Genomic DNA, 26,636 nt, shown 5'->3' with positions numbered 1-26,636 from the left:
CCAGTTCATATGGTTCAGCGATGAACTAAAGGCCAGAGCGGCCAGACCAAGGGAAGAGGGAATATGAAAGACAGCCCGAACGATATTGACCCGGTCGAATCTCAGGAATGGCAAGACGCGATTGAGGATGTGATCCTTCGGGATGGCGCCGATCGTGCGCATTTCCTGCTCGACAAGGCGGTGCAACAGGCCCGTGCACATGGCACGCGATTGCCGTTTTCCGCCACGACCCCGTACCAGAACACGATTGATCCTGACGACGAAGTCGACATTCCCGGCGATACCGAGATGGAATGGCGTATCCGCACGATCAATCGCTGGAATGCGATGGCGACCGTGGTCAAGCGGAACAAGGAAAGCAGCGAATACGGCGGGCATATCGCGTCTTTTGCCTCTTCTGCGGCGCTCTACGATGTAGGGCTGAACCACTTCTGGCGATCGAAATCGGCGATCCACGGTGGCGATCTGGTGTTCTTTCAGGGCCACGTGATCCCGGGCATTTACGCGCGCTCTTTCATGGAGGGCCGGATCAGCACGGAACAGCTTGAGGCGTTCCGGTCGGAGGTTGATGGCGGAGGGCTGAGTTCTTACCCGCACCCGTGGTTGATGCCGGACTATTGGCAGTTCCCGACCGTGTCGATGGGACTTGGCCCGCTGATGGCGATCTATCAGGCGCGGTTCATGAAATACATGCACAACCGGGGTCTGATCGACGCCGGCGACCGCAAGGTGTGGTGTTTCCTCGGCGACGGCGAAATGGACGAGCCTGAATCGCTCGGCGCGATCAACCTCGCGGCGCGGGAAGGTTTGGATAACCTGATCTTTGTCGTGAACTGTAACCTGCAACGCCTTGATGGTCCGGTGCGCGGCAATTCCAAGATCGTGCAAGAACTTGAAGGTACGTTCCGTGGCTCGGGTTGGGACGTGATCAAATTGCTGTGGGGTCGCGGCTGGGATGAGCTGCTGGAGAAGGACACCAGCGGCAAGCTGCGCCAGTTGATGGACGAGACCATCGACGGCGACTACCAGACGTTCAAATCCAAGGACGGTGCCTACATCCGCGAGCATTTCTTTGGGAAGTACCCCGAAACCGCCGAATTGGTGGAAGACTGGACGGACGACCAAATCTGGGCGCTGCGCCGGGGCGGGCATGATCCGAAGAAGGTCTACAACGCGTTCCTGCGGGCGACACAAACCGAGGGTCAGCCGACCTGCATCCTCGTCAAGACCGTCAAGGGCTACGGCATGGGGACCGCTGGTGAAGGCCAGAACACGACCCACCAGCAGAAGAAGATGCAGTTCGACCAGCTCAAGGCGATGCGGGATCGGTTCCAGATCCCGGTGACGGACGAAGAGCTCGAGAAGGATGTGCCCTTCGTCAGCCTGAACAACGCGCAGAAGGCGTATCTGGCGGACCGCCGTAAGGATCTGGGCGGTTCCTTCCCGGTGCGTCACTGGAAAGATACGCCGAAACTCGAGGTGCCAGGTCTCGACAAGTTCAAGGGTCAACTGGAATCGACCGGCGACCGAGAAATCTCGACCACGATGGCGTTTGTCCGCATCCTGACAACGCTGTTGCGGGACAAGCAGATCGGCAAGAACGTCGTACCGATTGTGCCGGATGAAAGCCGCACCTTCGGGATGGAGGGGTTGTTCCGCTCGGTGGGTATCTACAACCCGCTGGGGCAGAACTACACGCCCCAGGATAAAGACCAGATGATGTTCTATAAGGAATCGAAGGACGGACAGGTTCTTCAGGAGGGCATCAACGAAGCGGGCGCCATGGCGGACTGGATCGCGGCGGCGACGTCGTATTCCAACCACGGCGTGCCGATGATCCCGTTCTACATCTACTACTCGATGTTCGGCTTCCAGCGGATCGGTGATCTGGCCTGGGCCGCAGGCGACAGCCGCGCGCGGGGCTTCATGTTGGGCGGCACCGCCGGGCGGACGACGCTGAATGGCGAGGGCCTGCAACACGAGGACGGGCACAGCCACATCCTCGCCGGCACGATCCCGAACTGCATCAGCTATGACCCGACCTTCTCTTACGAGGTTGCGGTGATCGTGCAGCACGGTCTGAAGCGGATGTATCAGGATCAGGAGGACGTCTATTTCTACCTGACGCTGATGAACGAGAACTACCAGCATCCCGATATGCCGATGGGTGCCGAAGAGGGCATCATCAAAGGCCTCTACCGGATGCAGAAGACCACCAAGCCGGGCAAGAAGCACGTCAACCTGATGGGCTCTGGCACGATCCTCGTGCAGGCGATCAAGGCGGCGGAGATGCTGAAAGAGGACTTCGGTATCACGGCGGATATCTGGTCGGCAACGTCGTTCAACGAGCTGGCCCGTGATGGTCAGGATTGTGCGCGGCACAACCGGTTGAACCCGCTGGACGACGAGAAGGTCCCGTACGTCACGCAGACCTTGGAAAGCGCCAAGGGGCCGATCATCGCCGCGACCGACTACATGAAGAACTATGCCGAGCAGATCCGCGCCTTTGTGCCGGGCCGCTTCACGGTTCTGGGTACCGACGGTTTTGGCCGGTCGGACAGCCGGGTGAATCTGCGCCGGTTCTTCGAGGTTGACGCCAACCACATTGCCGCCGCCGCCATGGTGGAGCTCTACCGCGAGGGCAATGTGAGTGAGAAAGACCTCAAGACGGCTTTGAAGAAATACGACATCGACGGCGACAAGCCGAACCCGCGTCTGGTGTGAGCGGGAGGAGACCAACAACATGACTTCAGAAGTAAAAGTGCCGGATATCGGCGATTTCACAGACGTGCCCGTGATCAGCGTTCTGGTCAGCGTGGGCGACACGATTGCCGAGGAAGACCCGATCATCGAACTCGAGTCCGACAAGGCGACGATGGAAGTGCCAAGTTCGGCCGCCGGTGTGGTGAAAGAGATCAAGGTGAGCGAAGGGGACAAGGTTTCGGAAGGGTCCGTTGTTCTTATCGTCGAAGGTGAGGGATCGGGCGACACGTCGAGCGATGCGAAAAAGGATGACGCGAAGTCCGACACCAAGTCGGAGCCGGTGAAGACCGAGTCCAGCGAGCCGCCGAAGCAAGCCGACACGCCCGCAGCCGCACCAGCCAAGACGGATGCTGGGTTCGGCAAAGTCCACGCCTCGCCTTCGGTTCGTGCCTATGCGCGCCGGGTCGAGGTGGACCTTGCCAAGGTGAATGGGTCTGGCCGCAAGGGCCGCATTCTGCGTGAGGACGTGGAAAAGGCGCTCAAGGCGCAGACCGTTCCGGCGGCAGCCTCTGGTGGCGCTGCGCAGGGCGGCATGGGAATTCCGCCCATCCCGGCGGTCGATTTCTCAAAGTTCGGGCCGATTGAAGAAGTCGAGATGTCCCGGATCAAGAAGATCTCGGGTCCGGCGCTGCACCGGTCCTGGCTGAACATTCCGCATGTCACGCATAATGACGAGGCGGACATCACCGAGCTCGACAAATACCGCAAGGAAATGGACACGATGGCCAAGGAAGACGGCTATCGCGTGACGCTTTTGTCCTTCGTCATCAAGGCGTCCGTGTCGGCTCTGAAAGAGCATTGGGAGTTCAATTCGTCGATCCATCCAGATGGTGACAAGCTGATCAAGAAGGATTTCTACAACATCGGCTTTGCGGCTGACACGCCGAACGGTCTGATGGTTCCGGTCATCAAAGACGCCGATCGCAAGGGTCTGGTGGAGATTTCCAAAGAGCTTGGTGAGCTATCCGGCAAGGCCCGCGCGGGCGAATTGAAATCCGGTGATATGCAGGGCGCGACCTTCACCATTTCGTCGCTCGGTGGCATCGGCGGCACTAGCTTTACCCCCATCGTGAATGCGCCCGAGGTTGCGATCCTTGGCCTGACGCGGTCGAAGATGGCCCCGGTCTGGAATGGTGAGGAATTCGTGCCGCGCCTGATGCAGCCCCTCAGCCTGTCCTACGACCACCGTGCCGTCGACGGTGCCTTGGCCGCGCGCTTCTGCGTGACGCTCAAGACGCTGCTTGGCGATATGCGCAAGTTGATGTGGTAAGGGGGGCGATCTGATGGATATCAAGGTACCCGATATCGGGGATTTCACGGACGTTCCGGTGGTTTCTGTTCTGGTCAGCGTTGGCGACGAGATCAGCGAAGAAGACCCGCTGATCGAGTTGGAGTCCGACAAGGCCACGATGGAAGTGCCCTCGCCCGCCGCAGGCAAGATCACAGAGATCATGGTCAGCGAAGGCGACAAGGTTTCCGAAGGCACCGTGATCATGGTGCTGGAAGGCGCCGATGCCGAGGATGGCGCGACCAAGGCGAAAGACGCGGTCGGTCAGGGTGGCGAGGTCAAGGGCGGCTATGGCGGTCGCGGATCGGAACCGCAGGCAGACAAGCCGCAATCGGTCGAGGCGACGGGCACTGCTTCCGGCGAGGGGGACATTCACGCCGAGGTGGTCGTTCTGGGCTCTGGCCCCGGCGGCTACACAGCAGCGTTCCGCGCGGCGGATCTGGGCAAGAAAACGGTCCTGATCGAGAAATACGCCCAGCTTGGCGGTGTATGTCTGAACGTTGGTTGCATCCCGTCGAAGGCGCTTTTGCATGTGGCGAAGGTGATCACCGAGGCAGAGGAAATGTCCTCGCACGGGATCAGCTTTGGTAAGCCGAAGATCGATTTGGACGAATTGCGCAAGTTTAAGGATGACGTGATTGGCCAGTTGACCGGCGGTTTGGGCGGTCTGGCGAAAGGCCGCAAGGTGACGACCGTTCAGGGCTACGGCAAGTTCACCGGTCCGAACATGATCGAGGTCGAGACGGATGACGGCACCAAAACCGTCAGCTTCGACCAGTGCATCATCGCCGCCGGGTCCGAGCCGGTGCAGTTGCCCTTCATTCCGCATGACGACGAGCGGGTGATTGATTCAACCGGGGCGTTGGAGCTTAAGGACATTCCGAAGAAGATGCTCATCCTTGGCGGGGGCATTATCGGTCTGGAAATGGCCTGTGTGTACGATGCGCTGGGATCCAAGATCACTGTGGTCGAGCTGATGGACCAGATCATTCCGGGCGCGGACAAGGACATTGTCAAACCGCTGCACAACCGGATCAAAGGTCGCTACGAGAATATCTTCCTCAAGACCAAGGTGACGGATGTCGAGGCCCAGAAGAAAGGCCTCAAGGTGACCTTCGAGGACGACAAGGGCGAGACCTTTACCGACACCTTCGACAAGGTTCTGGTCGCCGTTGGGCGTAAGCCGAATGGTAAGCTGATCGATGCAGAGAAAGCCGGAGTCGCCGTTGACGAGCGCGGGTTTATCGCGGTCGACAACCAGCAGCGCACCGGTGTTTCGCACATCTTTGCCATCGGCGACGTCGTGGGTCAGCCGATGCTGGCGCATAAGGCGGTGCATGAGGGTAAGGTCGCGGCAGAGGTGTGTGCGGGTGAGAAGCGGTTCTTCGACGCGCATTTGATCCCTTCGGTGGCCTATACCGATCCGGAAGTGGCGTGGTGTGGACTGACCGAAACCGAGGCGAAGGCCAAGGGCATCAAGTACGAGAAGGGTGTCTTCCCGTGGGCCGCATCTGGCCGGTCCTTGTCGAACGGGCGCAGTGAGGGGATCACGAAGCTCCTCTTCGACCCAGAAGACGACCGCGTGATCGGGGCCTGTATCGTCGGCACGAATGCCGGGGATCTGATTTCGGAAGTGGCGCTGGCGATTGAGATGGGGGCCGATGCGGTGGATTTGGGCCACACGATCCACCCGCACCCGACGTTGTCGGAGACGGTGAACTTTGCCGCCGAAATGTTCGAAGGGACGATCACCGACCTGATGCCGCCGAAGAAGAAAAAGGCGTCGTGATCGGAATGTGTCCCTGCGGGACGCATGATGTGAATTTTGGGGGGCTGTCTGCCCCCCAAACCCCCCGAAGGTATTTGTAAAACAGAGAATGGTTTTGCGGTTATTTCAGGAAGACCCGGAGGATCGCGAAAACCACGGCGGTGATCGCCATGGCGGCGAAGATGAAACTGAGCGGTAGGAACAGACTTTCCTGCACCACGCCGTTTTCATCCAAACGACCACCAAAGAAGAGCACCTCGAGCGTGCCGCAGACAACGGCCAGCACGGTGAATCCGAGAGCCATTTTGAGGATCGGTTTCGGGGTCATCGGACACAATAGAGCCGTCGCACGTGCGACGGCTTCCGTGTTTTATATGCCAAGGAATGGCTGCGCGATGCGCGGTACCAGCCCTTTGAACTTCAAAGGCGCATCGGTCACTGCCAGGCAAATGCAGTCTTCGGAGATGTCCGCTACCGGTGTGTGATGCACATCTTCGCTGGCGATCTCGATATCGCCGCGGCCGAAGTATCCGTCTTCGTCCTGAAACGCGCCCTGTAGAACGAGGGTCAGTTCCATGCCCTTGTGCCCATGGTCGGGAATGGCCGTGCCGGCAGGGATGTAAAGCAGCCGCGCGCTGGCCTCGGAAGATGTGTTCAACACAGCTTGCTTCACACCCATGCCGACCGACCGCCACTTCACGTTTTCCAGACCGCCGTCGACATAATCGGCGAGCGGGGTGGGCAAAACGCTATCTTTGGCAGGCGCAGACCGATCATTCACGACGATGGCATTGTCCTGTGTGTGGATCATGTCCAGCACAGAGGTCAGGCTCGTCTCGGACAGTGCGACGCTGTCGCACGTGTCAAGCACGGCGCCTCCCAGTGCTTCATACGCTTCGAGCGCGGCGCGACATTCATCGCAGAGCGAGATATGCGTCGCGACGATCAGGTTTACAGCCTCGGGAAGATCGCCAACCGAGTAGGCCATCAACAGATCATCCGTCAGGTGGTGTTTTACAGTCATGGTGTCCGTCACTTCAATGAATGGCGCAGTCGATCAAGCGCCAGTCTGATACGGGATTTGATCGTGCCGAGCGGCAGACCGGTCTGTTCGGCGATTTCGCTGTGCGAGAGATCTCCGAAATAGGCCTTTTCGATCAGTTCCCTCTGTTTCTCGGGCAGGTCGCGTAGTGCACGACCCAGTTGTTCGCTCTCCTGTTGCAACCCAAGGACATCGGCCTGATCGGGTTCCGCTTCGGGCCCCCACGGCAAGTCTTCGGGTTCGGGACGCTTCTGCTTGCGCAGCACGTCGATTTTCTTGTTGCGGGCGATCGTAAAGATCCAAGTCGAAGGACTTGCCCGGCTCGCATCGTAGAGATGCGCCTTGTTCCAAACCGTGACGAGCACCTCCTGGGCGCACTCTTCGGCGAGTGCAGCATCCATACCCGTCCGCATGAGGAACGCTTTCACCCGCGGACCGAAATGCTGAAACACCCTGATAAAGGCCGCTTCGTCGCGCTGGTCGCGGACCCGAACGAGCTCATCGACCCATTCGGCAATCTGTGATTGCGTTCCGTTACTCAAAATCTTTAGTCCGCCAACATCCCTCACGCTGGAATCGCGCATTTCCATGCCGCTGACAACGGGCTTGGGGTCGCACTCCGTAGAAGGGGTTGTCGACATCAACATGTGTAAGTTACGCCTCAGCGGTCCCGTTGGATCAAAGAAAAAAGATTTTCTTTTTGCATCCGGTTTGGAACTCGGGCCGTAAACCAAACTAGACACCAATCACAGCGAGATCATTATGCCCTTTGAAGCCCGCGCCAGCGCATCCAAGAAAATTGCCGTCATTGGCGCAGGGATTTCCGGGATGGGAGCCGCACATATGTTGGCGGCCGACAATGACGTCACCCTGTTCGAGGCAGAGCCGCGTCTGGGTGGTCATGCGCGGACCATCATGGCGGGCAAAAACGGGGACCAGCCGGTCGATACAGGCTTTATCGTTTACAACTACGCCAATTACCCGCATCTCGCGCGGCTCTTCAAAGCGCTCGACGTGCCGGTGACCAAAAGCAACATGAGCTTTGGTGCGAGCCTTGATGGTGGGCGGATCGAATACGCGCTTGCGACGCTGAATTCCATCTTTGCACAGCGCAAGAATGCGCTGAACCCGCGATTTCTGCGGATGCTGCGCGACATCACGCATTTCAACAAGCACGCGATGGACGCGACGCGCGACCGGAACCTCAGCCTTGGCGATTTTCTGGCGCAACTTGGTACCGGACCGTGGTTCCGCGACTATTACTTGTTGCCGCTGACCGGCGCGATCTGGTCGACACCGACCGAGAAGGTCATGGACTTCCCGGCGCATGCGCTGGTGCAATTCATGGAGAACCACGCGCTTTTGTCCTACTCGGGCCAGCACCAGTGGTACACGGTGCAAGGTGGGTCCATCGAATACGTGAAGCGGCTTGAGGCATCCTTGCGGGCGCGCGGTACGACCCTGCGCCTTGGCGCGCCAACTGACGGTGTCCGCCGCGATGTGATGGGGGCGGAGGTCAAAGCCAAGGGCGCTGAGTGGGAGCGGTTCGACGAGGTGGTCTTCGCCACGCATTCCGACGACACGCTGCGATTGCTGTCGGATGCGACGCCGCTTGAGCAAAAGGCGCTGGGCGCGATCACGTATCAGCCGAACCGCGTGGTCCTGCATGCAGACCCGAACATCATGCCGAAGAAGCGCCTTTGCTGGTCGTCGTGGAACTACACCGAGACGGCGCAGAAAGAGATGAACACGATTGATCTCACCTACTGGATGAATTCGCTGCAACCGATCCCGGAGAGCGATCCACATTTCGTGACGCTGAACACGACGCGACCCATTCGCGAGGAGCTGATCTACGACGAATGCACCTTGCGTCACCCGGTCTATGACCTTGAGGCATTGGCGGCGCAGGAAACCGTGCGCGATATGAACGGGACGCATCGCACGTGGTTCTGCGGGGCGTGGATGAAGAATGGCTTCCACGAAGACGGGCTGTCGAGCGCGGTTGACGTGGTCGAAGCAATCCGCGCGCGCAGCGCGGTTGCGGTGGCGGCCGAGTGATGAATACCGTCGATCATATCGTCGGCCACACCTATCACGGTCGCAAGGGGAGCAACGACAATGCGTTTCGCTACTCTATCGACTACGTGATGCTGGACGCTGAGGAAGAGCCGCAGACGCCGTGGTTCTTCTCGCGCAACGGGCGCAATCTGACGAGCCTTTACGACGTCGATCACGGTGGCGCGCCGGGGCAGGGCCGAGGCGCGACTTGGGCGCGTGAGGTTCTGGAGGCGCATCAGGTACGGGCGAAGGGGCGGTTGATGCTGCTCGCGCAACCGAGGGTTCTGGGCCATGTGTTCAACCCGGTGTCCTTCTGGCTGGCGCATGACGCGCACGACAATCTCGTCGCAGTGATAGCAGAGGTGACGAACACGTTTGGGGACCGTCATTCTTATCTCTGCCGCAAGTCTGACGGATCGCCGATTTCACCGTCCGACCGGCTGACCGCGACGAAGATTTTCTACGTTTCGCCGTTCCAACCGGTCGAAGGTGGGTACGAGTTCCGCTTCGATATCCGGCCGGACAAGATCGGGATCTGGATTGATTACAGCCAGACCTCGGGCGGTTTGATTGCCACACTCACGGGACCGCGCAAGGCCATCAGCAACGGGTCGATTTTGCGGTCGCTTCTGCGTCGACCGCTGGGGTCGCGGCGCGTTCTGGCGCTGATCCATTGGCAGGCGCTGAAACTCTGGTGGAAGGGGTCGCGCTATCGTACGCGGCCGGAGCCGCCGATGGAAGAAGTGAGCCAATAATGCAGGCCGTTCGGCAGAACCTCGGCGGCTACGCCGTCTTTGCGGCTGTCCTCGCGGCAGCCGGTTTGCCGATCTATATTCACGCGCCGAAATTCTATGTCGACGAATACGGCGTGAGCCTTGCTGCCCTCGGGACCGTCTTGTTCGGGTTGCGCTTGCTTGACGTGGTGCAGGACCCGCTGTTGGGGAAACTTGCCGTCGCCGTGCGCCGGTTTCAGGGACTTGCGATCGCGCTGGCGCTTGCGATCATGGCGGTGGCGATGTTCGGGTTGTTCGCCATCGATCCGCCGACCAATCCCGTTTTGTGGTTTGCCGTCATGCTGACGCTGGTGTTTTCCGCGTTCAGTTTCCTCACCATCAATTTCTATGCGCGCGGAGTGCAGAAGGCTGAAGCGCTGGGCAGCGGCACCGGCCACATCCGATTGGCGCGGTGGCGTGAGACCGGGGCCCTTCTGGGTGTCTGCGTCGCGTCCGTGATGCCATCGATCTTTCTTGCACTGGCGTGGCCTGAGTTCACCGCTTACGCCATCGTTTTCGCTTTGGCCTGTGTGCTGGCTGGACTGGCGATGCAGAACGAATGGCGCGGCCGCGCGACGACGTTGTCGGCGGGGTTCGGGCCGGTCTTGAAGGACGGTGTCTCGCGCAGGCTTTTGCTGATTGCATTGGTGAATGCCGCGCCAGTGGCGGTGAGTTCGACACTGTTTCTGTTCTTTGTCGAAAGCCGTCTGGATGCGCCGGGTTGGGAAGGTCCGCTTCTTCTCTTGTTTTTCGTATCTGCTGCAGCAGCGGCGCCCGTTTGGGGAACGCTCGCCGAAAGGATCGGCGCGAAGCAGGCGCTGCTGGCCGCGATGGTTCTGGCCATCATCGCGTTCAGTTTCGCGCTTTTTCTCGGCAGTGGCGACACGCTGTTCTTTGCTGTGATCTGCCTTGCCTCCGGCGCGGCGGTGGGCGCCGATCTGACGCTTCTGCCTGCGATTTTCGCGCGGCGGATGGAAACGGTGGCGCCGAACGCGACAGAAGGATTTGCGCTTTGGGGCTTCGTGTCGAAGTTCACGCTGGCCTTTGCGGCGATTGCGCTACTTCCGATCCTCGAGGCAAGCGGTTTTGTCTCGGGGACCGACAATTCTGAAACCGCTCTTTGGACACTGACACTGCTCTACGCAGGAGTTCCCTGCGCGTTGAAACTGGTGGCGATCGCTTTGCTGGTCGCAACACCACTAGGGAAGGAGTGACGTCATGGAGACTGTCTTTCTCGTCTTTCTAGGGGCGAGCATCATGCTCATCCTCGGCTACCTGAAAAGCCGGTATTTCGGCTTCATCAGCCAAAATCCGACCGATTACGCCGATGCGCAGGGCGAGGTGTTTGACCTGCGGTCGCATCTTAACGGGCCGATTGTCTGTGAAGGGGTCATCTATGGACCGACCGGTCGCGTGACGTCGCGCTTTGTTGGCGACTTCCAAGCGGAATGGACCGGCAACAAGGGCGTCATGAGGGAACGGTTCGTCTACGACAACGGCGAAGAGGCCTTGCGCGAGTGGAACCTCACGGTGGGTAATGACGGTCGCATTCGCGCGACGGCCTCAGACGTGGTCGGCGAAGGCGAAGGCATGCAAAGCGGCCCGACCGTTAAGTTGAAATACAAGTTCAAGCTCCCCGAGGCGCAGGGCGGGCATGTGCTGGATACCACCGATTGGATGTATCTGGCACCGAACGGAACCATCGTGAACCGCAGCCAGTTCCGTAAATACGGAATCAAGGTGGCCGAGTTGGTGGCCACGATGCGACGGAAGGAAGCTGCGTGAGCGATTGGGCTGGAAAACGGTATTGGTTGGTCGGGGCGAGTGAAGGCCTGGGACAAGCGCTTGCGAAAAAGATGAGTGCGGCAGGGGTGCATCTGATCCTCTCTGCGCGAAGTGAAGACAAGCTCAAGGAACTGGCCGACCAATTGCCCGGCCGCGCCGATGTGGTGACCGTTGATGTGTCGGACATGGACTCGGTCAAAGAGGCTGCTGACTCGATAGGGGACATCGACGGCGTCATCCAGATCGCGGGCGTCTACTGGCCGTTCGGCGCAAAAGAGTGGGATGCGGATCAAGCCGTCGCAATGGCCGACATCAATTTCACAGGTGCCATGCGTTTGATGGGCGTCGTCGTTCCGAAGTTCGTGGAACGGGACGCCGGGCATATTGTTCTGACGGGCTCTCTGTCCGGGTTCCGTGGCTTGCCCAACGCGGCGGCTTACACGTCGTCCAAGGCGGGCGTCATGACACTTGCCGAGTCGCTTTATGCCGATTTGCATAAAAGCAACGTGAAGGTGCAGTTGGTGAACCCGGGCTTCGTGAAAACGCGCCTCACCGACAAGAATGATTTCAGCATGCCGTTTATCATGGAACCCGACGAAGCGGCGCGCGAGTTTTTCGAACATATGAACACCGACAGCTTCAAGCGCAGCTTTCCAACCGTGTTTTCCTGGGTGTTCCGCGGCAGTCAATTCCTGCCGGATTGGCTTTACTATCGTTTATTTGCTTAAGATCAAAGCCGACCCGCGGTAATCCTTTCATTCTGAGCGAAACCGGAAGGGAGAGTCGGCATGGAACAGATCAGCGTCAGGAAGGTCGCCGCAGTTATTGTGATGGCGCGCGAGCTTGAGCGCGCGGAGGGCGAGATGCGGGCCTTCATCGACCGGATGGACGAGGAAGAGCAAGCCGCGCTGGTCACCATCATGTGGATCGGACGAGGCGCGTTCGAGGTCGATGACTGGGACGAAGCCTACGCGACAGCCATGCGCGAAGCGACGACGCCGACTGCAGACTACCTGATTGGTACGCCTCATCTGGCCGACCATCTGGAAGCGGGGCTTGAGGCTTTGGGTATCTCGGCGACCGACGAGGAAAACCAGTTGATGTGAATGTGGTAACGGCCGCACCTTAGCGTAGGGCGCGACCCTTCAGGATGGCGTCGGGTCCAAACCGGTCCCGAATGGCGTCCGTCGCCCGTTCCGCCTGTGCCCGCTTCACGCCCTGAGGATCAAGAAGATCGCCCGACAGGTCAGCTCCGTCTGCGGGGCTGAGATCGCTGATGCCTGCACCCAAGAGCCTGTATGGGCCCTTATCTCCGACTTGATCGAAGAGCCCGCGCGCGATGCGGTAGATGCGGTCCGCGATCTGGGTGGGATCAGTCAGCGAGGTGCGCTTGGTCACCAGCGCAAAGTTCGACCGTTTGAGTTTGAGAGTGACAACGCGCCCCGCCATCCCCTTGGCTTTCGCACGGTCAGCCACTTTTTCGCACATCCGCCAGAGATGGCCGTCCAGCAAGTCGGGGTCGTTGGTATCTTCGTGGAAGGTTGTTTCGTTCGAGATGGATTTCATCGGTGCGTTGGCCGAAACGCGTCGATGATCTTGTCCACGTGCGAGGTACCAAAGACGTTCTCCCATCCCGCCGAAGCGGGCGGTCAGATCCTCTTTGTCCCAGCGATGAAGGTCTTCGAATGTGCGAATGCCCGCTTTTTCCAAGGCCTCCTGAGTGGCGAGGCCGACACCCCAGATCAGGCGCACTGGTTTGGGGCGCAGGAAGGCCTCGGTTTCGGCCTTGCCGATCACCGAGAATCCACGCGGTTTGTCGAGGTCGGAGGCGATCTTGGCGAGGAACTTGTTGTGGCTGAGCCCGATTGAGCCGGTCAGACCGAGTTCTTCGCGCATCCGCTTCACCAGCCGCGCCAGCATCACCGCTGGCGGATGGCCGTGCAGGCGAGCGGTGCCGGTGAGGTCCATGAACGCCTCGTCGAGTGACAGGGGTTCGACGATGGGGGTTAATTCGTCCATCATCGCGCGGATGGCCTTGGATGCGGCGACATAGGCGTCAAAGCGTGGTTTGATGATCACCGCGTCCGGGCAGAGCTTGAGCGCCTGGAACATGGGCATTGCCGACCGGACACCGCGAATGCGTGCAACGTAGCAGGCGGTGGACACGACCCCGCGCCGACCACCGCCGATGATGACGGGTTTGTCTGCAAGCTCTGGATTGTCGCGCTTTTCGACGGACGCATAGAACGCATCGCAATCCATATGCGCGATGGTCAGATCGTAAAGCTCATCATGCGCGATAATGCGCGGGCTCCGGCAGGACGGGCAGCGGGGTCCGGTGTCGAATTCGGTAAGGCAATCGCGGCAAACGGCAGGCATGGTGTTGGCGTTCCGGTCGGGTGCGGGCAGAGTACACCCACGGCTGAGAAGGCAAAAGGGTCAAGCGGTGACAGAGTTCGGCGGGGCGAAACTGATCCTCTTTATCGGTCCGCAGATCGTGGTGCTCAAGCGTGACCACACGCCCGGTATCCCCTGGCCAGGGCGGCTCGACCTGCCGGGTGGCGGGCGTGAAGGCGACGAGACGGCGGAAGCCTGTGTCTTACGCGAGACTCACGAAGAAATCGGCCTTCGATTGGAACACGACCATCTGGTCTGGCGGGCAAGGTACAAGCGCGGCGTGTTTTTTGCCTCGCATCTTCCCGATGGCGCGGACCGCGATATCGTGTTCGGCGGTGAAGGGCTGGGCTGGCACCTCATGCTGCCCCAGTCGTTTATCAGCCATAGAGACGCCGTCCCGCATTTCGCGATGATGGTGCAGCGCTATGTGACCACGCGTCCGCAGGATTAGGCGTTGGCTTGAACAGCTTGCGGCGATTGCATCTCGGCGACGATGGCGAGGGCGGCTGCACGCGGGTTGGTCGCGCGCCAGACCGGGCGTCCGACCACGATATGGTCGACGCCGCTGGCGATTGCATTGGCCGGGGTTGCGACACGTTTTTGATCGCCAAGATCGGCCCCCGCAGGGCGCACGCCGGGCGTGACGATCAATCGACCCTCGGCCTCGGGCAGAGCACGGATCATGGCCGCCTCGTTGGGCGACGCAATTACTCCATCGGCACCTGCCTCGAAAGCTTTAACCGCGCGCTCGGCCACGATTTCGGGAATGTCGCCTTCGCGGATCAGATTGGCATCAAGATCGCTCCTGTCGAGCGAGGTCAGGATCGTGACAGCCAGAATTTTCAGGTCCGACCCTGACGCGCCTTCTTTTGCAGCACGGACAACATGGGGATCTCCGTGCACCGTCAGGAAATCGAGATCGAACTGCGCGAGGCCACGTGTTGCCGCTTCGACGGTCGCGCCGATGTCGAACAGTTTCATGTCGAGAAAGATGCGTTTGCCGTGGTCCTGCTTCAGCTCATTCGCCAGCGCCAGACCGCCGCCGGTCAGCATGCCAAGGCCGATTTTGTAGAATGACACCGCGTCCCCAATCCGGGCCGCCAGTTCAAGACCGGCAACGGCATTCGGCACGTCCAGAGCAACGATCAAACGGTCATCGGTCATGGGGTGAACTCCCTCTGCAAATTTGCCTTGTCTTACAGGGTGGTTTGTTCGGGTCAAGGAACTCTGACGCAGCTCAGCCGTTGAGAAGGCAACGAAAGGAACAACCAATGACTGACTTCCACAAACCAAGCTTTACGCGCACCGCGCTGTCGTTCACCGCTGTTTCGGTGGTGTGCCTTGGCCTTGTCGGTGTCGCAGTATGGGTCTTTGGCCCGACACCGTACTCAGAGACCAATCCTTATGCAGATACCGTTGCACAGAATCCGACAGGGGCAGGAAGCAACCCTGAAGGGACCGTTGCGTTATCGGATGACGGCGTCGTCATGCATGTGGACACTGGATCGCTTATCGACGGCTCTGGTGACGCGTCTGACCTAACGGCGATAGAGCGTCCGGGATACGAAAACACTGTCGCAGATGAGGGGCGCCGTCTTTTGTCGCCGAGCGACGTACATGACCTTGAGAATGGCACGGTAAGCAATGACACGGGTCTTATCCGGGCCGACGAAGTTGAAGGGAGCTCAGGATGACGATGCCACGCACAGTATACGTCCTCATTCCGCTTGGATTTGTTGCCCTCGCGGGCGGTATGGTGCTCGTCGGTGAGCGCACCGGCGGCCCCGCAGCGCCCCCTTCGGCACAAATCGAGACAAGCCCTCTCGATACGGGTGTGGCGCCTCAGACTGCGCTTGAAGTGGTTGACGACCCTGACACAGACGGCAGTTTCATCCCGAGCCCGTCCGGACCGGAATACGGCGATAACGAAACCGTTCTCGAAGAAATACAGAACTGAGCGATCACGGCCCCTTGAAGGGGTCGTTTTCGTTTCCCATCTCTTTATCCGAAGGCCCTACACAAGACGTGCCGCCAAGCGGGCGTTTTCAGGTTTCAGGGTGCTTAGGAGAAGGAGAAGGCCCATGAACTTAGAGAAGTTCACGGAGCGGTCGCGCGGCTTTATTCAGGCCGCCCAGACGATCGCGATGCGGGAGAGCCACCAGCGGCTGGCACCCGAACACATTCTGAAAGCATTGATGGATGATGAGCAGGGGCTGGCCTCCAACCTCATCACGGCTGCCGACGGTGCGCCGCAGCGCGTTGTTCAGGCGCTGGATGGCAAGCTCGCCAAGATCCCGCAGGTATCGGGTGATGCCGGTCAGGTATATCTTGATTCAGCAACCGGCAAAGTCCTCGACGAGGCCGAGAAGATCGCGAAAAAGGCGGGCGACAGCTTTGTCCCGGTCGAGCGCATTTTGATGGCGCTGGCGATGGTGAAATCCCCTGCGAAAGAGGCTTTGGACGCCGGTGCGGTCAATGCACAGGCACTGAATTCTGCCATCAATGACATACGCAAAGGGCGTACAGCGGACAGCGCGAGCGCTGAGGATCAGTACGAGGCGCTGAAGAAATACACGCTGGACCTGACCCAACGGGCGCGCGAGGGCAAGATCGACCCGATCATCGGGCGCGACGACGAAATCCGGCGCGCGATGCAGGTGCTGTCGCGCCGGACCAAGAACAACCCTGTTCTGATTGGTGAGCCCGGTGTGGGTAAGACGGCAATCGCCGAAGGTCTCGCGTTGCGGATCGTCAACGGTGACGTGCCCGAGAGCTTGCGCAACAAGCGATTGCTTGCGCTCGACATGGGTGCGCTGATTGCCGGTGCGAAGTACCGCGGTGAGTTCGAAGAGCGACTGAAAGCCATCCTGTCCGAAGTCACCGCAGCTGCCGGTGAGATCGTCCTTTTCATCGACGAGATGCACACGCTCGTGGGTGCGGGCAAGGCCGATGGCGCGATGGATGCGTCGAACCTGCTCAAGCCTGCGCTTGCGCGGGGTGAGTTACACTGTGTGGGTGCGACGACGTTGGATGAGTTCCGCAAGCACGTGGAAAAAGACGCGGCTTTGGCCCGCCGGTTCCAACCGGTGATGGTTCTTGAGCCAACAGTCGAGGACACGATTTCCATCCTGCGCGGGATCAAGGAAAAGTACGAACTGCACCACGGGGTGCGAATTTCGGACTCGGCCCTGGTGTCTGCGGCCACGCTTTCGCATCGCTACATCACGGATCGCTTTTTGCCTGACAAGGCCATCGACCTGATGGACGAGGCCGCGTCGCGGTTGCGGATGGAAGTCGACTCCAAGCCGGAGGAACTGGACGCGCTTGACCGTGACATTCTGCAAAAGCAGATCGAGGTCGAGGCGCTGCGTCTGGAAGACGATCAGGCGTCGAAAGACCGGCTTGAGAAGCTGGAAAAGGACCTCTCCGAACTGCAGCAGCAATCGGCGGAGATGACGGCCAAGTGGCAGGCGGAGCGCGACAAGCTTGCGTCGGCGCGCGAGTTGAAGGAACAGCTCGACAAGGCACGGGCCGAGTTGGAAATCGCCAAGCGCGAAGGCAATTTGGCGAAGGCTGGGGAGCTGTCCTATGGCGTGATCCCGCAGCTTGAAAAACAGTTGTCCGAGGCCGAAAGCGCCGATGACGACGTGATGGTAGAAGAGGCTGTGCGCCCTGAACAGATCGCTGGCGTCGTCGAGCGTTGGACCGGTATTCCGACGTCCAAGATGCTTGAAGGTGAGCGTGAGAAGCTCTTGCGCATGGAAGACGGTCTGCACAAGCGGGTCATCGGTCAGGATCAGGCGGTGCGTGCCGTTGCGAATGCCGTGCGGCGCGCGCGTGCGGGGCTGAACGACGAGAACCGTCCGCTGGGCAGCTTCCTGTTCCTCGGGCCGACCGGTGTCGGTAAGACTGAGTTGACCAAGGCTGTGGCCGAGTTCCTCTTTGACGACGACAACGCCATGGTGCGCATCGATATGTCGGAGTTCATGGAGAAACACGCGGTGGCCCGTCTGATCGGCGCGCCTCCGGGCTACGTCGGATACGACGAGGGCGGTGTGCTGACCGAAGCCGTGCGGCGGCGTCCGTATCAGGTGGTTCTGTTCGACGAAGTCGAAAAGGCACATCCGGACGTGTTCAACGTGCTGTTGCAGGTGCTCGATGATGGCGTACTGACCGATGGTCAGGGCCGGACGGTGGACTTCAAGCAGACGTTGATCGTTTTGACGTCGAACCTTGGGTCTCAGGCGTTGAGCCAGTTGCCCGATGGCGCTGATCCGAGCCAGGCCAAACGCGACGTGATGGACGCTGTGCGGGCGCATTTCCGGCCGGAGTTCCTGAACCGTCTGGATGAGACCGTGATCTTCGATCGCCTGAAGCGTGAGGATATGGCGGGGATCGTCGATATTCAGATGACGCGGCTGCTCAAGCGGCTGGCGGCGCGGAAGATCGACCTGCAACTCGACGACGGTGCTCGCAAGTGGCTTGCCGAGGAGGGCTACGACCCGGTCTTCGGCGCGCGGCCATTGAAGCGCGTGATCCAGCGCGCTTTGCAGGATCCGCTGGCAGAGATGCTGTTGGCTGGCGATATCGCGGACGGCGACATGGTACCGGTCACGGCAGGGGCTGAAGGGCTCATCATCGGTGACCGTGTGGCGGCGTCGAACCGGCCACGACCGGATGATGCGGTCGTACACTAACCAATGATCTGTAGGCCGGGCATTTGCCCGGCCTACGATTTTTTAGGACTTCTTTGGGAAAACGCTTTCGTGCGCAGGGGAATCCCGTTTACTGTCGACTAGATGTTGCGGTAGATGTGGCAGACCACACAAGCGGAGGCAGGTATGACAGCGGCAGACGATCTGCGCGGTTTCTTGGGCGAAGACCGTTTTGGCTGTGTCATGGCCGATCCTCCTTGGCGATTCCAGAACCGCACCGGCAAGGTCGCGCCCGAGCACAAGCGGCTTGCCCGTTATCCGACGATGGAACTGGGTGAAATCTGCGCGCTGCCCGTGGCTGAGCATCTGGAAGACCGGGCGCATTGCTACCTTTGGGTGCCAAACGCGCTTTTGCCAGAGGGCTTGCAGGTGCTGGACGCGTGGGGGTTCGAATACAAGTCGAACATCATATGGGAAAAGGTGCGCAAAGACGGCGGCCCTGATGGCCGCGGTGTTGGTTTCTATTTCCGCAATGTGACCGAGATTCTCCTTTTCGGCGTGCGTGGAAAAGATGTCCGTACTCTTGCTCCCGGCCGGAGCCAGGTGAATTACATCGAGGCGGAAGAGCCCGACGGCGATGTGCTCAAGACGCGCAAGCGCGAGCACAGCCGCAAGCCGGATGAACAGTACCGGATCATCGAAGGCTGTTCCTGGGGTCCGTATCTTGAACTGTTTGGCCGGGGACGTCGCGATGGCTGGACCGTTTGGGGCAATCAGGCTGACGATGACTACAAGCCGACCTGGAAGACCTATAAGCACAATTCGAGCGTCGCGGCCGAGTAGGCGGGACCAAGAAAGCACCCTGAGCAGTCAGGCACTGCGTGCTTTCCATTTTGTCCATATCCAGTCTGTGGCGACGTCAAGCGCCATCACCGCGAGTGTTGCGAGAGTGAACGTCACGCAGAACGTGCGGATGGCATTGACGTAACCGCCGACCTCGGTTGCTTTAAATAGAGCGACTATGAGACCGATGAACAATGCGGTCGACAGTCGTTCGCGGCGTTTAGGAGGCACCTTGAAATGCTTGAACACTACGAAAGGCCGAATTTTGCAGGTAGTGCCGTCAAAAGTGTTAGTGAAAGCGCTTTGTCTTCTCTGCTGAGTTCGTCAGGGGGGAGAAAGGCGATCCACACGATCAGCAGCGCGTATGCGATCAGAGCGACAAGTGCCGCAGAGATGAAATAGGGTCTCAGCCCATGATCTTCGAATCCGTGCCGCATACAAGGATTATGCCTGGATATTACGGCAAATCGATGAAGGTCATGCAGTGATGATCGATGCGGGCAAGCCAATCAGGAGCAAAGGGCACGGGTTGCCGACGCCACGGTCGATCCGGTCTTTCAGCTTTTGCCAGTGCGTTGTCGCGGCCCCGAATTTGTCGCTGACGAATTGCTTGGCGAACGCATCGGGGAAGGGCAGACCGGATGCCATCAGTCGGTCGACCGCTTCGCGCTGACGTTTGGTGCGGTCCTTCATGTTGAACGCCTCGACGAGTGCAACCTCGTTTTCGATCCCGTGACGGATGATGCAATTCTGGATGATGTTCAGCATCTGGTCTTGCAGGCTTGCGCCACGGGTGATCAGGACGCCGACGGAAATGGCTGATTGCGCGTGCAAACGCTGAAAGTTTTCCAGGTCACGGTCGAAGAACGGGTCCTTGTTGTTCCATTCGATCTCGAGCGCGACGGTGCCGGCATGGGCGCGGCGGACGTGGTCGATCTCGTGGCTATGCGAAACGGTTTCGCGGCCATCGACGATCAAACGGAAGTCGAACGTGTGTTTTGGCCAGCCCGCTTCGTAGAGTCTTCGGCGCAGGCGTTGCGTCGACGGAGCTTCGCCGCCACCTGAGCCGATCAGTTCGGTGTCGGGGATCGTCAAATCCTCTAGCGCGCCAACCAGTTCGCGGGTCACGCGAGAGAAATCCACCGACAGGATCGCGCCTGCGTGGTTAGAAATGGCGATGTCATAGCCTTTGTCGGTGAGCGCCTGGAACATTCCCTGCTGTTAGCAGGCGATGCGCGTGAAACCCAGAGACAAGAAAGGGGCCGCCAGTTTGGCGGCCCCTGAAGGTTTTGTGCGAGTGGTGGATTTAACCTTCCGGCAGGATCACCTTGTCGATGACGTGAATGACGCCATTCGACGTTTCGATGTCTGCAGTCACGACAGACGCTTCTTCGACCATGACGCCATTGTCGAGATCGATCGTCACGCTAGAGCCCTGAACGGTCGCTGCTTCCATGTCGTCGGTCAGGTCCGTGGACATGACGGTGCCCGGCACGACGTGGTAGGTCAGGATCGCGACCAGCTGATCCTGGTTCTCCGGCAGAAGGAGGTCTTCCAGCGTACCTTCCGGCAGAGCAGCGAACGCTTCATCAGTCGGTGCGAACACGGTGAACGGGCCTTCGCCTTTCAGAGTGTCAACGAGGCCAGCTGCTTCGACTGCCTGCACGAGCGTGGTGAAGGAACCTGCTTCAACGGCAGTGTCCACGATGTCTTTCTTGCCCATGGAGCCTGCGATGGCGGCTGTGCCCAGAAGAGCGGCTGCGGTAGTGACGGCGATTGTTGTCTTACGAAACATTAGGGTCGTCCTTTTGATAACGTTGTGATGTGTGTCATCCACATCTGTCCATATAACGATGGTAAAATCGTTTTGGATGACCGGGGATTTTCGCCGATATGGCTTGACGGCAAAGCCTCGCCGCCTAAGCCGCAGGATTTTGCGCAATCAACTGATATTCTTGTGATATCGCGTGTGAGGTCCGTTATTCATCCAGCCCGATTGCGGCTCGACTGATGCCGTCGAGAAGTGCCTCGATCTGCTTCATCGGCCCATCTGGAAAGGTGCGGAACCCAATGGTGGTGGTGTCGGGCGTCTCGGGACGGACCATGACGAAAATGTCGTAAGGGCAATAGATGATGTTCATCGGATCGACCTCCATCACCTCGCGCGAGAGCTGAGCCGAACAGAAGCTGTAGACATCGGCGTGCAGGTACAGCGTCACGTCGGATCCGACGTCGCCCTTGGTGCGTTCGAGCATGTCACCCGTGTGGCTGATGCTGTCGATCACCAGACCACGGTCTAGGATCGCGCTTTCGAGGCCGAAGATGACATCGTCGAAGGATTGGTCCGTGTCGTAGGTAATGACGTCTTTCGCCACGGCACCGGAGGCGAGGACGGTCAGGATGAGGCAGGCGAGCAGACGTTTCATGGGATCACCATTTGTGGCAGGTGTGGCAGGTTTCAGGTCGACAGAGTCGGAGCGCTGTGCCGATAGTGTAGTCTGGATGTTGCAATAAATGCAATGAATCGAATGTGAGGCTGTGATGGGCGCTGCAATGTACGCGTTGAATTTTCTGGCAGTGCTGTTTGTCGGCCTGATCGGCGTGGCCGTGTTGATCGGGATCGCGCTGCTGATTATCGACCGGTCGCAGACAAGCGACGCCATCCGCCGGAACTATCCGGTTATCGGTCGGTTTCGCGGGCTGTTCTCGACCCTTGGGGAGTTCTTTCGGCAATACTTTTTCGCCATGGACCGCGAGGAGCTACCGTTCAATCGGGCACAGCGGGAATGGGTGAAACGGTCAGCAGAGGGCCATGGGAACACCGTGGCGTTCGGATCGACGCGGAACACCTCGATCGTGGGCACGCCGATTTTTGTGAACGCGCCATTTCCGCCGGTCGACAACCAGTTTGCGAGTTCTGAGCCAAAGGTGATTGGTCCGGGCGCGAGGATGCCTTTTACAGCGCGGTCTTTCTTCAATCTGTCCGGCATGAGCTACGGCGCGATCTCAAAGCCGGCTGTGCAGGCGCTGAGTCGAGGAGCAAGGCGCGCGGGCATCTGGATGAATACCGGCGAAGGCGGTTTGTCCCCCTATCACCTTGAAGGTGGCTGCGACATCGTCTTTCAGATCGGCACGGCCAAGTACGGAGTTCGGGACGAAAACGGCGCGCTGGACGAAGACAAGCTGCGCGAGGTGGCGGCGCACGAGACAGTGCGCATGTTCGAGATCAAGCTGAGTCAGGGGGCGAAACCGGGCAAGGGCGGCATCCTTCCGGGCGCGAAGATCACGCCAGAAATCGCGCGCGTGCGTGGCATACCTGAGGGACAGGATAGCATCTCGCCCAATCGGCACGAAGAGGTCGATGATTGGGACGACCTCATGGACATGATCGCGCGTGTGAGGGATGTGACCGGCAAACCGGCGGGCATCAAGATGTGCGTCGGGTCCGAAGACGGTGTTGCCGCGCTGTTCGACGCCATCTCGAAACGAGGGGCGGATGCCGCGCCGGATTTCATCACCATCGACGGCGGAGAAGGCGGAACAGGCGCGGCCCCGATGCCTCTGATCGACCTTGTCGGGATGAGCATTCGCGAGGCGCTGCCCATGGTCGCCAACATCCGCAATGCCCACGGTCTGCGCGACCGCGTTCCACTGGTGGCAAGCGGCAAGCTGGTCAATCCAGGGGACGTGGCATGGGCGCTTGCGACTGGGGCGGATTTCGTCACCTCGGCACGGGGCTTCATGTTTGCGTTGGGCTGCATTCAGGCGCTCAAGTGCAACAAGAACACCTGTCCCACCGGCATCACCACGCACAATCCACGCTTTCAGTCAGGGCTTGTTGTCGAAGACAAGGAACTGCGCGTCGCGGCCTATGCAAAGGAGATCGTCAAAGAGGTAGAAACCATCGCCCATTCCGTCGGAGTGGCTGAACCGCGCCTGATGCGACGTCAACACGTGCGCGTCGTGCAACCGGACGGTCGGTCCATTCTGATGTCTGATCTCTGGCCGCAATCCGCCGCGTAGTGTCAGGCGGTGGTTGCCCACCGCCCAAGTTCGGTCAGGCTGCCTTGGCGGTGCGCAGCTCTGTCATCTTGAGAGCCGCTTGGCCAGCTTCGCGGCCCTTCAGGACGAAGTGCTCGCGATAGATGCGGGTGTGATGTTCGGTCTCCTGATACTGATGCGGGGTCAATGAGACGGACAAGACAGGCACATCGGTTTCCAGACCGACCTGCATCAGACCGTTGACCACGGCTTGCGCCACGAACTCGTGCCGGTAAATGCCGCCATCTACAACGAAGGCCGCCGCAGCGATGGCAGAGTAGCGCCCTGTACGTGCCAGATCGCGGGCCAAAAGCGGCATCTCGAACGCGCCGGGCACGTCGAACACGTCAACGCTGGTTTTTGGAACCATTTCCAGAAATCCGACCAGTGCCTGATCGACAATCTCGTGGTGCCAGTTGGCTTTGATAAAAGCGTATCGGGTGTGTGTCATGTGGATCTCCTTTCGTAGTGACACGTCACCCAAGGCGATCACATGCAAACCGAACCCGCAGATGCGGGTCGGCCACATATTCTCTTTCATCCGGACTTTGACCGTCGGCTCAGGAATCGCACCTGATCTGCTTGACCCTCTCAACGCGAGAGGCGCTCGCGGGCTTGCAGGTTTCCCCACTTACCGCCGGTGGGGAATTCCGCCCCGCCCTGAGAACGGGCCCTCGGTCGCAGAATTCCTGACCCATGGCAAGTGCGCCGTGCAGCCAGCCATTGCCAAGCGGCGTTGCGTCTCGCAGGCTGCGGCTGTGTCACAAACCGCATGACAGGACCTTCCCATGGCTTATCCCGATTTCATCCAATCCTTCCCGGCGCTCGACGTGCCCTTCCCCGACGACGTCGTTCAGAGCAACGTGATCCGATCCGATAGCGGTCTGGTGGCCTTCTTTACATTTCACAAGGATATGGAGCTGCCGCCGCATGCGCACGGCGCGCAATGGGGCACCGTGATTGAAGGAGAACTTGAATTGACGATTGGCGGAAAGACGAAAACCTACCGCCCTGGTGAAAGCTACGATATCCCCGCAGGTGTCGAACACGGCGCCCGGATCAAGGCGGGCACATGTGTGATCGATGCTTTCGCGGAAGCGGATCGGTATCCGATCAAAGCGGGGTCTTGACCGCAATCCGCTGCGACTTTTGCCAAACATTTCAAAACCACCACGCCAATGTGAGACGAGTTGGTTTGGATGACGCGCATCCGCTTTCTATATCCTGTTGGAAATCAAAGCAGAGGACCTCATGGCATTTCGCTGGAAAAACACGCTGACGTCTGACGACGTGACCCCCTACGCCGCATACCTGAACCGACGCCAGTTGATGGCGGGCGCCGCGGCGGGGGCCATTGCCGGAGCGATGCCGATGGCATCCCGCGCTCAGGACGCGCTGGAGCCGAACACTTGGGAAGAGATCACCAGCTACAACAACTACTATGAGTTCGGCACCGGCAAGGACGACCCGGCGCGCAATGCCCATCGCCTCACGATCGACCCATGGACCGTGCGGATCGATGGTTTGGTCGACAAGCCGGGCGATTACAGCTTTGCCGATATCCTGTCCCAGATGACCGTCGAGGAGCGCATCTACCGGTTCCGCTGTGTCGAGGCGTGGTCAATGGTGATCCCATGGAACGGGTTTGAACTGGCCGATCTCCTGGATTGGGTCGGTGTTCAGTCTTCTGCCAGATACGTCGCCTTCGAGACAGCCATGCGCCCCGAGGAAATGCCCGGTCTCGCATCGCCCGTTCTGGACTGGCCCTATGTGGAAGGTCTGCGTCTCGATGAGGCCATGCATCCGCTGACGATGATGGCGACCGGCATCTACGGCCGCGACATCCCCAAACAGAACGGTGCACCGATGCGTCTGGTGGTGCCGTGGAAATACGGTTTCAAATCGATCAAGTCGATTGTCCGTATCTCGCTGGTGGAGGAAGAGCCGCCCGCAAGCTGGAACGTCACCAACCCGCGCGAGTACGGCTTCTATAGTAATGTGAATCCGAACGTGGATCATCCGCGGTGGTCACAGGCGACCGAACGCCGGATCGGCGGCGGCCTTTTCGCCAAGCGCCAACCGACCCTCATGTTCAACGGCTACGAAGAAGACGTTGCCAGCCTCTACGACGGCATGGACCTGAGCGAGTTCATCTGACCATGGTGGCTGCGCTCAACTCTGGTCTGCGCCGCGTGCACGCATGGGTGCTGTATGCGGCGGCGCCATTTCCGGTGCTCTGGATCTATTACCTGGGCCTGACCGGGCAGTTGGGTGTGGACCCTGCCAAGGTGATCGAACACCAGCTGGGCCTGTGGAGCCTCTGGCTGATCATCGCGGGTCTGGCCGTGACCCCGTTGCGCCGGTTCGCAGGCGTGAACCTTCTCAAGTTCCGTCGGGCGATCGGCGTGATCACGTTTTTCTATCTGCTGGCCCATCTGCTCACGTGGCTGGTCTTGGATGTGCAGTTCCAGAATGTCTGGGCCGACATCGTGAAGCGATGGTACATCACCGTCGGTATGCTGGCCTTTGTATTGATGGTCCCGCTGGCGCTGACATCGAACAATTGGAGCCTGCGGAAACTGGGTACTGACACGTGGCGCAAGCTGCACAAGCTGGTCTATCCGATCGCCATTCTGGGCGCGCTGCACTTCCTGCTTCTGGTCAAGGGCTTCCAGTGGGAGCCGATCCTGTATGCACTGGTCATTCTGGGGCTGCTGGCCACGCGCATCCGCGAGTTACCTTGGGCGAGTCGCTCGACACCCGCCCGGGGATAGGCTGATCCACTTCACGCGAGCGCCAGCTGTAGCGGTGTGGTTTTCACAAAGCCCAAGATGTGGGCATGATCAGAAAATTCAGCTGTATCGACGCGGACTGACGACACATAATTGCGTCAAACCCATGTTTTCATAAGCAAAATGAAAAAATGAAAAAAAGTGCAGTTTGGTCGAATTTTCCTCTTGCACCCCCACCGCCCTAACCGTAAATACCCCTTCACCGGCGCTGCTGAGGCGGACGTTGGGACGCGGATCGGAAGCGGGGCTGAGCTTCGAGGCTGATCTAGCGGATAACTTTAGAGGTTTATGTCAGGCGGGCGCGCCGGTTCTATAGGGCGCACTGGTCTGGTATTTGTCTCTGGGGTTTGGCTCTTTGACATTGATGATATCTGAAGAGATATGCGGGCGGTTTGGTTTGTTTCGGCGAACGGACGTCTGGATATCGC

28 protein-coding genes and 1 riboswitch are annotated in these 26,636 nt (G+C 59.5%); of the genes, 18 read left to right on the top strand and 10 right to left on the bottom strand.

Annotation, left to right across the window (positions count from 1 at the left end; translation table 11 throughout):
* The first annotated feature begins 63 nt into the window (after window positions 1-63).
* From aceE to lpdA, 3 genes are read left to right on the top strand one after another with little or no spacing between them, the layout of a single operon-like run.
* Complete coding sequence (gene aceE, locus BUA42_RS19130) at window positions 64-2,724, top strand: pyruvate dehydrogenase (acetyl-transferring), homodimeric type (RefSeq protein WP_072779950.1); 2,661 nt, start codon at window positions 64-66, stop codon at window positions 2,722-2,724.
* A 19-nt stretch (window positions 2,725-2,743) separates the two neighbouring features.
* Window positions 2,744-4,033 carry a dihydrolipoyllysine-residue acetyltransferase gene (aceF, locus tag BUA42_RS19125; protein ID WP_072779949.1) on the top strand — a complete coding sequence of 430 codons (1,290 nt, stop codon included), beginning with the start codon at window positions 2,744-2,746 and terminating at the stop codon, window positions 4,031-4,033.
* A 13-nt stretch (window positions 4,034-4,046) separates the two neighbouring features.
* A complete protein-coding gene (gene lpdA, locus BUA42_RS19120) occupies window positions 4,047-5,840 on the top strand; it encodes a dihydrolipoyl dehydrogenase (RefSeq protein ID WP_072779948.1) in 1,794 nt (597 codons plus the stop codon).
* A gap of 100 nt (window positions 5,841-5,940) precedes the next feature.
* Here the strand turns inward: lpdA and BUA42_RS19115 are convergent, their stop codons facing one another.
* From BUA42_RS19115 to BUA42_RS19105, 3 genes are all read right to left on the bottom strand, one after another.
* Window positions 5,941-6,123: a DUF3955 domain-containing protein gene (locus BUA42_RS19115; RefSeq protein WP_178346938.1), complete on the bottom strand. Its 183-nt coding sequence runs from the start codon at window positions 6,121-6,123 to the stop codon at window positions 5,941-5,943.
* A 66-nt stretch (window positions 6,124-6,189) separates the two neighbouring features.
* Window positions 6,190-6,843, bottom strand: coding sequence for a ChrR family anti-sigma-E factor (locus BUA42_RS19110; RefSeq protein WP_178346937.1), 654 nt, complete (start codon window positions 6,841-6,843; stop codon window positions 6,190-6,192).
* 8 nt (window positions 6,844-6,851) lie between these two features.
* On the bottom strand, window positions 6,852-7,508 hold the full coding sequence (locus BUA42_RS19105) for a sigma-70 family RNA polymerase sigma factor (RefSeq protein ID WP_084066311.1): 657 nt from the start codon (window positions 7,506-7,508) through the stop codon (window positions 6,852-6,854).
* 115 nt (window positions 7,509-7,623) lie between these two features.
* Between BUA42_RS19105 and BUA42_RS19100 the strand changes: the two genes are divergently transcribed.
* The 6 genes from BUA42_RS19100 to BUA42_RS19075 are packed head-to-tail and all read left to right on the top strand — an operon-like array spanning window position 7,624 to window position 12,586.
* Window positions 7,624-8,922 (top strand): NAD(P)/FAD-dependent oxidoreductase, encoded by a 1,299-nt coding sequence (locus tag BUA42_RS19100; protein ID WP_072779945.1) that lies wholly within the window; start codon window positions 7,624-7,626, stop codon window positions 8,920-8,922.
* Window positions 8,919-9,677, top strand: a complete 759-nt coding sequence (locus BUA42_RS19095; RefSeq protein ID WP_143152754.1) for a DUF1365 domain-containing protein — start codon at window positions 8,919-8,921, stop codon at window positions 9,675-9,677. Before BUA42_RS19100 ends, BUA42_RS19095 begins: the two co-directional genes overlap by 4 nt.
* Window positions 9,677-10,909 carry an MFS transporter gene (locus BUA42_RS19090; protein ID WP_072779943.1) on the top strand — a complete coding sequence of 411 codons (1,233 nt, stop codon included), beginning with the start codon at window positions 9,677-9,679 and terminating at the stop codon, window positions 10,907-10,909. The genes BUA42_RS19095 and BUA42_RS19090 overlap by 1 nt, the downstream gene beginning before the upstream one ends.
* 4 nt (window positions 10,910-10,913) lie before the next feature.
* Entirely contained in the window at window positions 10,914-11,480 is a 567-nt protein-coding gene (locus BUA42_RS19085; protein ID WP_072779942.1) for a DUF3833 family protein, read from the top strand.
* Entirely contained in the window at window positions 11,477-12,208 is a 732-nt protein-coding gene (locus tag BUA42_RS19080; protein ID WP_072779941.1) for an SDR family NAD(P)-dependent oxidoreductase, read from the top strand. Before BUA42_RS19085 ends, BUA42_RS19080 begins: the two co-directional genes overlap by 4 nt.
* A gap of 60 nt (window positions 12,209-12,268) precedes the next feature.
* Entirely contained in the window at window positions 12,269-12,586 is a 318-nt protein-coding gene (locus BUA42_RS19075) for a DUF3775 domain-containing protein (protein WP_072779940.1), read from the top strand.
* A 19-nt stretch (window positions 12,587-12,605) separates the two neighbouring features.
* On the opposite strand, the gene BUA42_RS19070 is transcribed toward BUA42_RS19075, so the two are convergent.
* On the bottom strand, window positions 12,606-13,859 hold the full coding sequence (locus tag BUA42_RS19070) for a DNA polymerase IV (RefSeq protein WP_072779939.1): 1,254 nt from the start codon (window positions 13,857-13,859) through the stop codon (window positions 12,606-12,608).
* A gap of 67 nt (window positions 13,860-13,926) precedes the next feature.
* On the opposite strand from BUA42_RS19070, the gene BUA42_RS19065 reads away from it, so the two are divergent.
* Entirely contained in the window at window positions 13,927-14,328 is a 402-nt protein-coding gene (locus BUA42_RS19065; protein ID WP_072779938.1) for an NUDIX domain-containing protein, read from the top strand.
* Here BUA42_RS19065 and pyrF read toward each other — a convergent pair.
* Window positions 14,325-15,041, bottom strand: coding sequence for an orotidine-5'-phosphate decarboxylase (gene pyrF / locus BUA42_RS19060; RefSeq protein ID WP_072779937.1), 717 nt, complete (start codon window positions 15,039-15,041; stop codon window positions 14,325-14,327). The genes BUA42_RS19065 and pyrF overlap by 4 nt on opposite strands.
* 107 nt (window positions 15,042-15,148) lie before the next feature.
* Between pyrF and BUA42_RS19055 the strand changes: the two genes are divergently transcribed.
* From BUA42_RS19055 to BUA42_RS19040, 4 genes are all read left to right on the top strand, one after another.
* Complete coding sequence (locus BUA42_RS19055) at window positions 15,149-15,571, top strand: hypothetical protein (RefSeq protein WP_072779936.1); 423 nt, start codon at window positions 15,149-15,151, stop codon at window positions 15,569-15,571.
* Window positions 15,568-15,834 (top strand): hypothetical protein, encoded by a 267-nt coding sequence (locus BUA42_RS19050; RefSeq protein ID WP_072779935.1) that lies wholly within the window; start codon window positions 15,568-15,570, stop codon window positions 15,832-15,834. The genes BUA42_RS19055 and BUA42_RS19050 overlap by 4 nt, the downstream gene beginning before the upstream one ends.
* Window positions 15,835-15,958: 124 nt before the next feature.
* Entirely contained in the window at window positions 15,959-18,574 is a 2,616-nt protein-coding gene (gene clpB, locus BUA42_RS19045) for an ATP-dependent chaperone ClpB (protein ID WP_072779934.1), read from the top strand.
* A gap of 144 nt (window positions 18,575-18,718) precedes the next feature.
* Window positions 18,719-19,375 (top strand): MT-A70 family methyltransferase, encoded by a 657-nt coding sequence (locus tag BUA42_RS19040; RefSeq protein ID WP_072779933.1) that lies wholly within the window; start codon window positions 18,719-18,721, stop codon window positions 19,373-19,375.
* A 27-nt stretch (window positions 19,376-19,402) separates the two neighbouring features.
* Here BUA42_RS19040 and BUA42_RS19035 read toward each other — a convergent pair whose 3' ends face one another.
* The 4 genes from BUA42_RS19035 to BUA42_RS19015 all read right to left on the bottom strand — a co-directional run bounded on the left by BUA42_RS19035 (window position 19,403) and on the right by BUA42_RS19015 (window position 21,801).
* The gene (locus tag BUA42_RS19035) at window positions 19,403-19,624 is read right to left on the bottom strand and encodes a hypothetical protein (RefSeq protein WP_072779932.1); all 222 of its coding nucleotides are present in this window, start codon (window positions 19,622-19,624) and stop codon (window positions 19,403-19,405) included.
* Between the two features lie 228 nt (window positions 19,625-19,852).
* The gene (locus BUA42_RS19025) at window positions 19,853-20,587 is read right to left on the bottom strand and encodes a BglII/BstYI family type II restriction endonuclease (protein ID WP_072779930.1); all 735 of its coding nucleotides are present in this window, start codon (window positions 20,585-20,587) and stop codon (window positions 19,853-19,855) included.
* 94 nt (window positions 20,588-20,681) lie between these two features.
* The gene (locus BUA42_RS19020; protein WP_072779929.1) at window positions 20,682-21,170 is read right to left on the bottom strand and encodes a fasciclin domain-containing protein; all 489 of its coding nucleotides are present in this window, start codon (window positions 21,168-21,170) and stop codon (window positions 20,682-20,684) included.
* Between the two features lie 184 nt (window positions 21,171-21,354).
* Window positions 21,355-21,801 carry a DUF302 domain-containing protein gene (locus BUA42_RS19015; protein WP_072779928.1) on the bottom strand — a complete coding sequence of 149 codons (447 nt, stop codon included), beginning with the start codon at window positions 21,799-21,801 and terminating at the stop codon, window positions 21,355-21,357.
* 115 nt (window positions 21,802-21,916) lie between these two features.
* Between BUA42_RS19015 and BUA42_RS19010 the strand changes: the two genes are divergently transcribed.
* On the top strand, window positions 21,917-23,398 hold the full coding sequence (locus BUA42_RS19010; RefSeq protein WP_072779927.1) for an FMN-binding glutamate synthase family protein: 1,482 nt from the start codon (window positions 21,917-21,919) through the stop codon (window positions 23,396-23,398).
* 34 nt (window positions 23,399-23,432) lie between these two features.
* Here BUA42_RS19010 and BUA42_RS19005 read toward each other — a convergent pair whose 3' ends face one another.
* Window positions 23,433-23,867, bottom strand: coding sequence for a 6,7-dimethyl-8-ribityllumazine synthase (locus BUA42_RS19005; RefSeq protein ID WP_072780010.1), 435 nt, complete (start codon window positions 23,865-23,867; stop codon window positions 23,433-23,435).
* 74 nt (window positions 23,868-23,941) lie between these two features.
* Window positions 23,942-24,088, bottom strand: a riboswitch (FMN riboswitch).
* Between the two features lie 116 nt (window positions 24,089-24,204).
* Here BUA42_RS19005 and BUA42_RS19000 point away from each other — a divergent pair.
* The 3 genes from BUA42_RS19000 (at window position 24,205) to msrQ (ending at window position 26,190) form a co-directional block, all read left to right on the top strand.
* Window positions 24,205-24,546, top strand: a complete 342-nt coding sequence (locus BUA42_RS19000; protein WP_072779926.1) for a cupin domain-containing protein — start codon at window positions 24,205-24,207, stop codon at window positions 24,544-24,546.
* Between the two features lie 121 nt (window positions 24,547-24,667).
* Window positions 24,668-25,573 carry a protein-methionine-sulfoxide reductase catalytic subunit MsrP gene (gene msrP, locus BUA42_RS18995; protein WP_072780009.1) on the top strand — a complete coding sequence of 302 codons (906 nt, stop codon included), beginning with the start codon at window positions 24,668-24,670 and terminating at the stop codon, window positions 25,571-25,573.
* Window positions 25,574-25,575: 2 nt separating this feature from the next.
* Window positions 25,576-26,190 carry a protein-methionine-sulfoxide reductase heme-binding subunit MsrQ gene (gene msrQ, locus BUA42_RS18990; RefSeq protein WP_072779925.1) on the top strand — a complete coding sequence of 205 codons (615 nt, stop codon included), beginning with the start codon at window positions 25,576-25,578 and terminating at the stop codon, window positions 26,188-26,190.
* Window positions 26,191-26,636: the final 446 nt, after the last annotated feature.

It is taken from the genome of Marivita hallyeonensis, from assembly GCF_900129875.1.
GTDB classification, from domain to species: domain Bacteria; phylum Pseudomonadota; class Alphaproteobacteria; order Rhodobacterales; family Rhodobacteraceae; genus Marivita; species Marivita hallyeonensis.
The sequence above is the reverse complement of the archived record's forward strand: the minus strand, read 5'-3'. Positions and strand labels throughout refer to the sequence as shown.

Excerpts from the sequence above, each read along its gene's own strand:
- aceE (WP_072779950.1), top strand. The coding sequence starts at position 64 with ATGAAAGACAGCCCGAACGATATTGACCCGGTCGAATCTCAGGAATGG.
- aceF (WP_072779949.1), top strand. The coding sequence starts at position 2,744 with ATGACTTCAGAAGTAAAAGTGCCGGATATCGGCGATTTCACAGACGTG.
- lpdA (WP_072779948.1), top strand. The coding sequence starts at position 4,047 with ATGGATATCAAGGTACCCGATATCGGGGATTTCACGGACGTTCCGGTG.
- BUA42_RS19115 (WP_178346938.1), bottom strand. The coding sequence starts at position 6,123 with ATGGCTCTCGGATTCACCGTGCTGGCCGTTGTCTGCGGCACGCTCGAG.
- BUA42_RS19110 (WP_178346937.1), bottom strand. The coding sequence starts at position 6,843 with ATGACTGTAAAACACCACCTGACGGATGATCTGTTGATGGCCTACTCG.
- BUA42_RS19105 (WP_084066311.1), bottom strand. The coding sequence starts at position 7,508 with ATGTTGATGTCGACAACCCCTTCTACGGAGTGCGACCCCAAGCCCGTT.
- BUA42_RS19100 (WP_072779945.1), top strand. The coding sequence starts at position 7,624 with ATGCCCTTTGAAGCCCGCGCCAGCGCATCCAAGAAAATTGCCGTCATT.
- BUA42_RS19090 (WP_072779943.1), top strand. The coding sequence starts at position 9,677 with ATGCAGGCCGTTCGGCAGAACCTCGGCGGCTACGCCGTCTTTGCGGCT.
- BUA42_RS19085 (WP_072779942.1), top strand. The coding sequence starts at position 10,914 with ATGGAGACTGTCTTTCTCGTCTTTCTAGGGGCGAGCATCATGCTCATC.
- BUA42_RS19075 (WP_072779940.1), top strand. The coding sequence starts at position 12,269 with ATGGAACAGATCAGCGTCAGGAAGGTCGCCGCAGTTATTGTGATGGCG.
- BUA42_RS19070 (WP_072779939.1), bottom strand. The coding sequence starts at position 13,859 with ATGCCTGCCGTTTGCCGCGATTGCCTTACCGAATTCGACACCGGACCC.
- pyrF (WP_072779937.1), bottom strand. The coding sequence starts at position 15,041 with ATGACCGATGACCGTTTGATCGTTGCTCTGGACGTGCCGAATGCCGTT.
- BUA42_RS19055 (WP_072779936.1), top strand. The coding sequence starts at position 15,149 with ATGACTGACTTCCACAAACCAAGCTTTACGCGCACCGCGCTGTCGTTC.
- BUA42_RS19050 (WP_072779935.1), top strand. The coding sequence starts at position 15,568 with ATGACGATGCCACGCACAGTATACGTCCTCATTCCGCTTGGATTTGTT.
- clpB (WP_072779934.1), top strand. The coding sequence starts at position 15,959 with ATGAACTTAGAGAAGTTCACGGAGCGGTCGCGCGGCTTTATTCAGGCC.
- BUA42_RS19040 (WP_072779933.1), top strand. The coding sequence starts at position 18,719 with ATGACAGCGGCAGACGATCTGCGCGGTTTCTTGGGCGAAGACCGTTTT.
- BUA42_RS19025 (WP_072779930.1), bottom strand. The coding sequence starts at position 20,587 with ATGTTCCAGGCGCTCACCGACAAAGGCTATGACATCGCCATTTCTAAC.
- BUA42_RS19020 (WP_072779929.1), bottom strand. The coding sequence starts at position 21,170 with ATGTTTCGTAAGACAACAATCGCCGTCACTACCGCAGCCGCTCTTCTG.
- BUA42_RS19015 (WP_072779928.1), bottom strand. The coding sequence starts at position 21,801 with ATGAAACGTCTGCTCGCCTGCCTCATCCTGACCGTCCTCGCCTCCGGT.
- BUA42_RS19010 (WP_072779927.1), top strand. The coding sequence starts at position 21,917 with ATGGGCGCTGCAATGTACGCGTTGAATTTTCTGGCAGTGCTGTTTGTC.
- BUA42_RS19005 (WP_072780010.1), bottom strand. The coding sequence starts at position 23,867 with ATGACACACACCCGATACGCTTTTATCAAAGCCAACTGGCACCACGAG.
- BUA42_RS19000 (WP_072779926.1), top strand. The coding sequence starts at position 24,205 with ATGGCTTATCCCGATTTCATCCAATCCTTCCCGGCGCTCGACGTGCCC.
- msrP (WP_072780009.1), top strand. The coding sequence starts at position 24,668 with ATGGCATTTCGCTGGAAAAACACGCTGACGTCTGACGACGTGACCCCC.
- msrQ (WP_072779925.1), top strand. The coding sequence starts at position 25,576 with ATGGTGGCTGCGCTCAACTCTGGTCTGCGCCGCGTGCACGCATGGGTG.